This window comes from Candidatus Pelagibacter communis, from assembly GCF_001180225.1.
GTDB classification, from domain to species: Bacteria; Pseudomonadota; Alphaproteobacteria; order Pelagibacterales; family Pelagibacteraceae; genus Pelagibacter; species Pelagibacter ubique_D.
On record NZ_CVST01000058.1, the window covers coordinates 47660 to 58095 of the forward strand.

Annotated in this window: 11 protein-coding genes; all 11 read left to right on the forward strand. The window is 29.4% G+C overall.

The window, feature by feature from the left end; genetic code table 11:
- Position 1 precedes the first annotated feature (1 nt).
- The 11 genes from nuoH to AMN99_RS04630 are packed head-to-tail and all read left to right on the forward strand — an operon-like array spanning position 2 to position 10435.
- On the forward strand, positions 2-1000 hold the full coding sequence (gene nuoH / locus AMN99_RS04580) for an NADH-quinone oxidoreductase subunit NuoH (protein ID WP_075506641.1): 999 nt from the start codon (positions 2-4) through the stop codon (positions 998-1000).
- A 2-nt stretch (positions 1001-1002) separates the two neighbouring features.
- Positions 1003-1488, forward strand: coding sequence for an NADH-quinone oxidoreductase subunit NuoI (nuoI, locus tag AMN99_RS04585; protein WP_075506642.1), 486 nt, complete (start codon positions 1003-1005; stop codon positions 1486-1488).
- Complete coding sequence (locus AMN99_RS04590) at positions 1489-2121, forward strand: NADH-quinone oxidoreductase subunit J (RefSeq protein WP_075506643.1); 633 nt, start codon at positions 1489-1491, stop codon at positions 2119-2121.
- The gene (gene nuoK / locus AMN99_RS04595; RefSeq protein ID WP_075506644.1) at positions 2114-2425 is read left to right on the forward strand and encodes an NADH-quinone oxidoreductase subunit NuoK; all 312 of its coding nucleotides are present in this window, start codon (positions 2114-2116) and stop codon (positions 2423-2425) included. Before AMN99_RS04590 ends, nuoK begins: the two co-directional genes overlap by 8 nt.
- A 2-nt stretch (positions 2426-2427) precedes the next feature.
- Positions 2428-4341, forward strand: coding sequence for an NADH-quinone oxidoreductase subunit L (gene nuoL / locus AMN99_RS04600; protein WP_075506645.1), 1914 nt, complete (start codon positions 2428-2430; stop codon positions 4339-4341).
- Complete coding sequence (locus AMN99_RS04605; RefSeq protein ID WP_082255160.1) at positions 4341-5822, forward strand: NADH-quinone oxidoreductase subunit M; 1482 nt, start codon at positions 4341-4343, stop codon at positions 5820-5822. The genes nuoL and AMN99_RS04605 overlap by 1 nt, the downstream gene beginning before the upstream one ends.
- Before the next feature lies 1 nt (position 5823).
- Entirely contained in the window at positions 5824-7242 is a 1419-nt protein-coding gene (nuoN, locus tag AMN99_RS04610; protein ID WP_075506647.1) for an NADH-quinone oxidoreductase subunit NuoN, read from the forward strand.
- The gene (locus AMN99_RS04615) at positions 7242-7778 is read left to right on the forward strand and encodes a biotin--[acetyl-CoA-carboxylase] ligase (RefSeq protein ID WP_075506648.1); all 537 of its coding nucleotides are present in this window, start codon (positions 7242-7244) and stop codon (positions 7776-7778) included. The genes nuoN and AMN99_RS04615 overlap by 1 nt, the downstream gene beginning before the upstream one ends.
- Before the next feature lie 5 nt (positions 7779-7783).
- Positions 7784-8530, forward strand: coding sequence for a type III pantothenate kinase (locus AMN99_RS04620; RefSeq protein ID WP_075506649.1), 747 nt, complete (start codon positions 7784-7786; stop codon positions 8528-8530).
- A gap of 1 nt (position 8531) precedes the next feature.
- Positions 8532-10190, forward strand: a complete 1659-nt coding sequence (locus AMN99_RS04625; RefSeq protein ID WP_075506650.1) for a ribonuclease J — start codon at positions 8532-8534, stop codon at positions 10188-10190.
- Positions 10190-10435, forward strand: a complete 246-nt coding sequence (locus AMN99_RS04630) for a DUF1467 family protein (RefSeq protein ID WP_075506651.1) — start codon at positions 10190-10192, stop codon at positions 10433-10435. Before AMN99_RS04625 ends, AMN99_RS04630 begins: the two co-directional genes overlap by 1 nt.
- The last annotated feature ends 1 nt before the right edge of the window (position 10436 follow it).

Below are 10436 nucleotides of genomic sequence, written 5' to 3' on the forward strand. Positions count from 1 at the left end.
GATGGAATATTTAAATATAGTCTTTCAAGAGGTATACAAAATTTTATTTTTGTTAGTTCCAGTTTTGGTTTCTGTAGCTATGATTGTTTGGCTAGATAGACGAGTTTGGGCTTTTGTCCAAAAAAGACAAGGACCTAATGTAGTTGGACCATTTGGATTACTTCAATCATTAGCTGATGCGTTGAAATATATTTTTAAAGAAATAATCATCCCATCAAGCTCAAACAAAGTAATCTTCATATTAGCACCTATCGTTACTATGACATTAGCCTTGATAGCTTGGGCTGTTATACCATTTGGTGCAACACAGGTCTTAGCTGATATTAATGTTGGTATACTTTATCTATTTGCTGTTTCATCCCTAGGTGTTTATGGAATAATTATGGGAGGATGGGCTTCAAACTCTAAATATCCTTTCTTAGGTGCAATTAGATCTGCGGCTCAAATGGTATCATATGAAGTTTCAATTGGGGTTATTATTATCAATGTATTGTTGTGCGTAGGCTCATTGAATTTGAATGACATCGTAATTGCTCAACAAAATCTATGGTTTGTAATCCCGTTATTTCCAATGTTTGTAATATTTTTTATCTCTGCTTTAGCTGAAACTAATAGACCACCTTTTGATTTACCTGAAGCTGAAGCAGAATTAGTTGCTGGATACCAGACAGAATATTCAGGAATGATGTATGCAATGTTTTGGTTAGGTGAGTATGCAAACATCTTATTGATGTGTGCTATGGGAGCTATATTATTCTTAGGTGGTTGGTTATCTCCAATAGATATTTATCCATTTACTTTAGTTCCAGGTGCAATTTGGTTAATTTTAAAAATTTTACTTTTATTTTTCTTATTTGCTTTAGTAAAAGCAATTGTACCAAGATATAGATATGACCAATTAATGAGATTAGGTTGGAAAGTATTTCTTCCTTTGTCATTAACTTGGGTTGTTTTAACTGCAAGTTATTTATTTTACTTTAACCTTTTACCAACAAACTAATTATGAATTTATCCAGATTTTTTAAAACTATTTTTATGGTTGATTTTGTAGGCGGTTTGTTCATTGCAATAAAAGAATTGTTTAAACCAAAAAAAACAATCAATTATCCTTTTGAAAAAGGAAAAATTAGCCCAAGATTTAGAGGTGAGCACGCTTTGAGAAGATATCCAAATGGAGAAGAAAGATGTATTGCATGCAAACTTTGCGAAGCTGTATGTCCTGCCCAAGCAATTACAATTGAATCTGCTCAAAGAGAAGATGGCAGTAGAAAAACTACTCGTTATGACATTGATATGATGAAATGCATTTATTGTGGTCTATGTGAAGAAGCTTGTCCTGTTGATGCTATAGTCCAAGGTCCAAATTTTGAATTTTCGACTGAGACAAGAGAAGAATTATATTACACAAAAGAGAAATTATTAGATAACGGTGACAGATGGGAGAATATTCTAGACGCTAATATTAAAGCTGATAGTTCACATAGATAAATGATTGCTCACGCTATTTTCTTCTACACTTTTTCTATAATTGCGGTTGTGTCTGCAATAATGGTTACTGTATCTAAAAATACTGTCCACTCAGTTTTCTTTTTAATATTAGATTTTATCAGTATTTCTTGTCTATTTATTATGATTGGTGCCGAGTTTTTGGGTATGATAATGTTGATTGTTTACGTTGGGGCCGTAGCAGTTTTATTTCTTTTTGTTGTAATGATGTTAAATGTTGCTCAACAAAAAAATCAATGGTTTGCCTCTGCTGCTAGCTCAAAACATATTCCTGTTGGATTAATTATTAGTACAATCATTTTCTTTGAACTAATTATTGTGATTGGCGGATGGAAATACAAACCAGAGATTTTTGATATTAACAATTCATTAAAAGTTTCAGACTTAAGTAACACACACTCATTAGGTCAAATATTATACACTGATTACATACATGTATTTCAAATTAGCGGTATGATTTTGTTAGTTGCGATGGTTGGAGCAATCGTTCTGACTTTTAGACAAAGGTCAAACGTCAAAAGACAAAGTTATATAAAACAAATTTCTCGTGAAAGAGCTGAAGGAGTAAGTGTTGTAGAAGTTGCTTCTAACAAAGGAGTTAAAATAGATGACTGAGATAGGTTTAGGACATTATTTAACTTTAGGCGCTGTTATATTTTCAATTGGAGTAATTGGAATTTTTCTTAATAGAAAAAATATCATTGTTATATTGATGAGTATTGAGTTGATTTTATTAGCTGTAAATATCAATTTAGTTGCTTTTTCAATTTTTCTCGGAGATTTAGCTGGTCAAGTATTTACCTTATTTATTTTAACCGTAGCAGCTGCAGAAGCTGCGATTGGTTTAGCTATAATCGTTGTTTACTACAGAAACTCTGGAACTATCAGAGTTGAAGAAATTGATGAGTTGAAAGGATAATAATGGAACTTTCAATTTTATTTCTTCCATTAATAGCATCAATTATATCAGGATTTTTTGGACGTTACATTGGTGATAGAAATTCTGAAATAGTAACTAGTGCACTAGTTTCAATATCTGCAATTTTATCAATAATTGTTTTATATCAGGTAATCATTAATCAATATGAAGAAAATATTGTTATAGCAACCTGGATTAATTCAGGTTCACTTGATGTTAATTGGTCAATGTTAATTGATCCTCTATCAGCTGTGATGTTGGTTGTAGTTACTTCTGTATCAGCATTAGTCCATATTTATTCTATCGGATACATGTCTCACGATCCACATAAACCAAGATTTATGGCTTACCTATCATTATTTACATTTGCAATGTTAATGCTTGTAACGTCAGATAATTTTATTCAACTATTTTTTGGTTGGGAGGGAGTTGGTCTCTGTTCTTACTTCCTAATTGGTTTTTGGTTTAAAAAAGAAAGTGCTAATGCAGCTGCAATCAAAGCATTTGTGGTTAATAGAGTGGGTGACTTTGGTTTTGCATTAGGTATTTTTTTAGTTTTTTATTTATTTGGAACTGTAAATTATGATGAAGTTTTCCAACAAATTCCAACAGTTGTAGATAAAGATTTATCCTTCTTAGGTTTTGAGGTTAAAGCGATAGATTTGGTTTGTTTGTTGTTATTTATCGGAGCTATGGGTAAATCAGCTCAAATTTTACTTCATACTTGGTTGCCAGATGCAATGGAAGGACCAACGCCAGTTTCTGCTCTAATTCATGCTGCAACAATGGTTACTGCAGGTGTATTTTTAGTTGTTAGATGCTCACCTATTTATGAATTTTCTCCAGTAATTTTAAATTTGATTACTGTAGTTGGAATGACAACAGCTTTTTTTGCTGCAACGGTAGCTTTAGTTCAAACAGATATTAAAAAAATAATTGCTTATTCAACTTGTAGTCAGTTAGGTTACATGTTTTTTGCAGCTGGTGTAGGCGCTTACAATGTAGCTATGTTTCATTTATTTACACATGCCTTTTTTAAAGCTTTATTATTTTTAGGATCAGGATCAGTAATTCATGCTTTTAAAGATGAGCAAAATATTAATAACATGGGAGGTGTATGGAGAAAATTACCTTACACTTATGCTTTAATGATTATAGGAACTCTTGCTTTAACAGGTTTTCCTTTCTTATCAGGCTTTTATTCAAAAGATGCAATTATTGAATTTGCATATTTGAAAGGAAATACAACAGGTTATTATGCAGCTGGTATTGGAATAGTTACTGCATTTTTAACGTCAGTTTATTCGTGGAGACTAATATTCAAAACATTTCATGGTGAATATAATAATAAAGAGATTAAAATTGAGGAAACGCACGAGTCACCTTTGGTAATGCTCGTCCCGTTATTTGTACTTTCTATTGGTGCAATTTTTGCAGGCATGTTATTTAAAGATTTGTTCATTGGACATGGTGGTGATAATTACTTTTGGTCAGAATCTATCAAATTTTTAGAACCTCTAAGCACAGATCATCCACCGACATGGTTTTTACTTTTAACACCGAGTTTAGTTATTCTATCAATACCTATTGCTTATTATTTATTTGTTAAGAACAAAGAATTGCCAAATGAAATAGCGTCAATGAATAAACCTTTATACAATTTCCTTGTTAAAAAATGGTACTTCGATGAGTTGTATGAGGTTATCTTTATTAAATCATCGAAAAAACTTGGGACATTTTTATGGAAAGTCTGTGATGGAACTATAATAGATGGATTTGGTCCAGATGGAATTTCTTCTTTTATAAAAAAATGTTCAATTAAAGCAAATAAATTTCAAAGTGGTTTTATCTATCAATATGCTTTTGTAATGTTGTTAGGTTTTTCTGCTTTATTAACCTTTTTGATAGTTAAATAATGAGCTTTCCAATTTTATCATCTTTAATCTTGTTACCTACTATAGGAGCTCTTTTTTTATTTTTTACAAAAGATAAAGATGGAAATAATTCAACAGCTAAATATGTAGCTTTATTTACAAGTATAGTTAATTTTTTAATTTCTATTTATTTATGGATATCTTTTGACCAAAGTATATCTGATTTTCAATTTGTTGAAGATAGAACATGGATTGAAGGATTTATTAATTATAAAGTTGGTGTTGATGGAATTTCGATATTATTTATAATCTTAACAACCTTTATAACTCCACTTTGTATCATTTCAGTTAACAATTCAGTAAAAAATAGATTACGAGATTTTTTAATTGCAATTTTAATCATGGAAAGTTTCATGATTGGTGTGTTTTGTGCACTTGATTTAGTTGTTTTTTATTTATTTTTTGAGGCTGGATTAATTCCAATGTTTTTAATTATTGGTATTTGGGGTGGTCCAAAACGTGTTTATTCTGCATTTAAATTCTTTCTATATACTTTACTTGGATCAGTCTTAATGCTGGTTGCGATCATTTCAATATACTGGATATCAGGCACAACAGATGTGGTTAAACTTTATGAAATTGGAATTGATGCTAAATACCAAAATTTATTATGGTTAGCTTTCTTTAGTTCTTTTGCAGTAAAAACACCCATGTGGCCTGTTCACACTTGGTTGCCAGATGCCCATGTTGAAGCTCCTACAGCCGGTTCAGTTTTATTAGCTGCAATTTTATTAAAAATGGCAGGATATGGTTTTATTAGGTTTTCACTTGGGTTATTTCCGGTTGCTTCAGAAGTATTCACACCTCTTATTTATACTTTAAGTGTTATAGCAATAATTTTTACATCCTTTATCGCTTTAATGCAGGAAGATATGAAAAAGTTAATTGCATATTCGTCTGTTGCACATATGGGTTTTGTAACTTTAGGTATTTTTACTCTTCAACAACAAGGTATAGAGGGAAGTATAATCCAGATGATTAGTCATGGATTAGTGTCTGCAGCTCTATTTTTATGTGTTGGTGTTGTTTATGACCGTATGCATTCAAGGATGATAAATTCTTATGGTGGTATAGTTGCCATAATACCAAAGTATTCGATTTTATTTATGTTGTTTACATTAGCTGCCTTAGGGTTACCTGGAACAAGTGGTTTTATTGGTGAATTTTTAATTTTAATGGGTGCCTTTAAGGACAATTTTTTAGTAGCTGTATTAGCAAGCCTAGGAGTTATTTTAGGGGCCGCTTATATGCTTTGGTTATATAAAAGAGTTGTATTTGGAAAATTAGTTAATGAGGATTTAAAGAAAATGTTAGATTTAAATAAATCAGAGTATTTAATCTTAACATGTTTAGCTATTCCAACTTTATTTTTTGGTTTTTATCCCGATCCTTTGATTAATACAATTGAGGTTTCAGTTTCAGATTTAATAAATATGCATAATATTAATTTAGCGAGCAAATAATATGGAAAATTTAAATTTAATTTTACCTGAGATTTTTATCTCATTATCAATAATGTTTTTACTTGTATTGGGAGTGTTTAAAAAAAATAGTTCAGGCATTACTTTTAACTTGTCTTTGTTTGTATTTTTGATTTCTGCTATTATTGCTATTAACGAAACTTTCTCTGTGAATAGAGAAACTTTGTTTAATGGAAGTGTTGTAATAGATAAGATGTCTTCATTTATGAAGATAATAACATTGTTGGGTGGTTTTCTAGTATTAGTTATTTCTTCTAGTTATTTAAAAATTTTTAAAATTTTTAATATTGAATATCCAGTTTTAATTTTGAGTTCTGTACTGGGAATGATGGTCATGATTAGTTCTAATGATTTAATTGTATTTTATATGGGTCTAGAGTTACAATCATTAGCCTTATATGTTTTGGCAACTTATAACAGAGATCAACTAAAATCATCTGAAGCAGGTTTAAAATATTTTGTATTAAGTGCATTATCATCAGGATTATTACTTTATGGATGTTCACTAATTTATGGTTTTTCAGGATCTACAAACTTTGATGTGATCTCTACACAACTTAATTCAAATGAGTATGTACTGACTTTTGGGATAGTTTTTATTTTAGTTGGTTTAGCATTCAAAATTTCAGCAGTACCATTCCATATGTGGGCACCAGACGTATATGAAGGATCTCCAACTACAGTAACTTTATTTTTCACAATGGTACCAAAAATTGCTGCGTTAACTGTATTTATTAGATTTTTATATGTTCCATTTTTAAATCTAATCGATCAATGGCAAATGATAATTGTATTTTTATCTATTGCCTCAATGCTATTTGGTGCAATAGCAGCTATTGGACAAACAAATATTAAAAGACTAGTTGCTTATAGCTCTATTGGACACATAGGCTATACATTGGCTGGTCTTGCCACTGCTTCTAATGAAGGAATTCAAAGTTCAATAATTTATATTTCAATTTATGTTGTAATGAATTTGGCCCTTTTTTCTTGTTTGTTAATGCTTAGAAGAAATAATCAATATTACGAAGATATTGATGACTTATCTGGTTTATCGAAAAATCATCCATTATTATCACTATCTTTACTTGTAATATTGTTTTCATTGGCAGGGATACCACCATTAGCAGGATTTTTTGCTAAGTTTTATGTTTTCAAAGCAGTTTTAGAACAATCAATGTATTTTTTAGCTATTGTTGGATTGTTATCTACTGTGGTTGCAGCTTTTTATTACCTAAGAATAATCAAGATTATGTACTTTGATAAAGAAAAAGGTAAATATGATACAGATCATAGTTTATGGTTAAAATTTTCATTAACTTTTTCTACAATATTAATTCTTTTATACTTCATATTTCCAAGCCAATTAATTGAGGTAGTATCAAGAATTAATATTATTTAATGAAATTTAAGAAATTTAATTTTAAAATAATAAAAAGTACCAACGATACAGCTGCAAGAATAATAAAAAAAACTAACTTTAAATTTGGTATGGTTGTTGCTGAAAAACAATTTAGTGGTCGAGGTCAGTATGGAAGAAAATGGATTTCATATAAAGGTAATCTATTTGTCTCTTTTTTTCATCCATTTGATGAAAATAAATTCTCAATAGAAAGAGTTACAAAGTTAAATTGTAAATTAGTTAAACAAACACTCTCTAAATATATAAAAAATAAAATTAACTTTAAAAAACCAAACGATTTATTAATTAATAAAAAAAAGATTAGTGGGATTTTACAAGAAATTATAACGAAATCAGATAAAAAATTTTTAATTACAGGAATAGGGATTAATGTAATAAAAAATCCAAATATTAAAAATTATCCAGCAACAAATTTATATAGAATAACAGGAAAAAAAATTAATAAATCTGAATTAGAAAAAAATTTGAAACTAGTTTTTGAAAATAGAATATCAAAAATGTATAAAATAAATTAATTAATATGTATATTTTAGGTGACATAGGAAATACTGACACTAAAATTTTTTTAGTTTCCAAAAGAAATAAAATTTTAAAAAGAATTACTTTTATTTCAAAAAAAATAAGCAATAACCAATTAAAAATTTTATTTAAAAAAAATAAAATTCAAATAAATAAAATTGAAAAAATATTATTTTGTAGCGTTGTACCAAACACTTTTAAAATTATAAAAAACTACTTTTCTAAAATCACTAAAGTTAAATGCAATGAAGTAAAAAATTTGAATTTAAAATCAATGATTAAAATTAAAGTTGATTACAAGCAGGTAGGTTCTGATAGAATTACGAATGCCATAAGCTTATTGGATAACAAAAATAATTATATAATTTTAGATTTTGGTACTGCTACAACATTTGATGTTTTAATAAAAAATACGTATATGGGAGGCATAATAGCTCCTGGTATTAAGTTGTCTCTTAATACTTTGTCAGACAGAGCTACTTTAATCCCAAAAATTGAGCTTAAACGTATGAAAAAAGTAATAGGCAGCAACACACTTTCTGCTGTTAGATCAGGTTTTTTTTGGGGTTATGCTGGTTTAATTGACAATATGATTAATTTAATTAAGAAAGAAACAAGAAAATCCTTTAAAGTTGTATTGACAGGTGGATTTTCTGATTTATTTACAAGTTCAATAAAATCAAAAGTTAAACATAACCAAGATATTACAATTAAAGGTCTAATAAAGATTTCTGAGCAAATAAAATAATATGAAAGATGAATTGTTATTTTGTCCACTAGGTGGATCTGGTGAGATTGGTATGAACATGAATTTGTTTGGTTACGGTCAACCAAGCGATCATAAATGGATAATGGTAGACATTGGTGTAACTTTTGCTGATGACACTATACCAGGTGTTGATTTAATTTATCCTGATCCTGGATTCATTGTTGAGAGAAAAGATAACCTGTTGGGTATAGTTTTAACTCATGCACATGAGGATCACATTGGAGCAATCGCACATTTATGGCCAAAATTAAGATGTAAAATATTTGCTACACCATTTACAGCAGTTTTGATTAGAGAAAAGTTTAGAGAAAAACAAATAGATATTACTAGTGATTTACAAATTGTTGAATTAAATGGAACTGTTTCATTAGATCCATTTGAAATTGAATATATAACTTTAACTCATTCAATTTTAGAACCCAATGGCTTAAGAATAAAAACTCCAGCTGGTGTAATTTTACATACAGGAGATTGGAAAGTAGATCCCAATCCACTTATTGGTGACAATATAAATGAGAAGAGATTAAAAGAAATTGGTGATGAAGGAGTATTAGCAATGATCTGTGACTCTACTAATGTTTTTAGTGCCGGCAAGTCTGGATCTGAACTTGATGTCAGAAAAAATATGTTAAATGTGATGTCAAGATTGAAAAAGAGAATTATAATTACTTCATTTGCATCAAATGTAGCAAGAATGGAGACAGCATTTTATTGTGCTGAGCAAACAGGAAGACAAATTTCACTAGTTGGAAGATCGATGCATCGTATTTACAAAGCTGCACGTCAATGTGGATATTTAAAAAATACAATTGAACCAATTGACCCTCGTGAAGCTAAAAATTTCTCAAGAGAAAAAATAGTTTATCTTTGTACAGGTAGCCAAGGAGAACCAATGGGAGCGATGATGAGAATTTCTAGTTATGTACACCCTGATGTTTTTATTGAAAAAGGTGATGCAGTAATATTTTCATCAAAAATTATACCTGGAAATGAAAAAAAACTTTATAAATTGCACAATCAACTTGTTAAAGATGGTATAGAAGTGATATCTGAAGAAACTGAATTTGTTCATGTTTCTGGTCATCCAAATAGAGAAGATTTAAAAGAAATGTATCAATGGGTAAAACCTAAATGTGTAATACCTGTACATGGTGAACATAGGCACATGATAGAACACATAAATTTTGCAAAAGAAATGCAAGTTCCATATCCTGTACAAGTAGAAAACGGTGATATAGTTAAGTTATATCCTGGTAATCAGCCTGAAGTTTACGACAAGGCTCCAAGTGGTCGATTATATTTAGATGGTAATGTAAGTGTTGATCCAGATTCACAGTCAATAAAAGATAGAAAAAATTTGAGTGCTAATGGATATCTTGAAGTAACTTTAATGATAACCCCTAAAGGAAATATTCATAACAATCCTGTGCTTTCTTTTCGTGGTTTGCCAGTAGATGATAGAGAAGAATTTGTTTATGGGTTAGAAGAAGAAATAGAAAAAACTTCTAGAACTTTTAAAATTGGAAGCAAGCAACAAGAACATAATTTAATTGATGCATTGAAAATTGCCTGTAGAAAATTTTCTAAGGAAAGAACGGGTAAAAAACCTTTCACTAATATTAATTTAGTGAGAATTTAATGAGTGTAACTGGTTTAGCAATTATCTATGTAATTATATGGTGGATAGTTTTCTTTGCTATACTTCCTATTGATGTAAACAGAGCAAAAACAGTAAAAATTGATGGTGAAGATCCAGGGTCACCTGAAAATCCAAAAATGTTGAAAAAATTCTTATATTGCACTGGTATAACTACTGTAATTTTTATCATTATTTATTTACTAATAAAATTTGAATATTTAAATTTAAGAAATATGATCAGTTAAG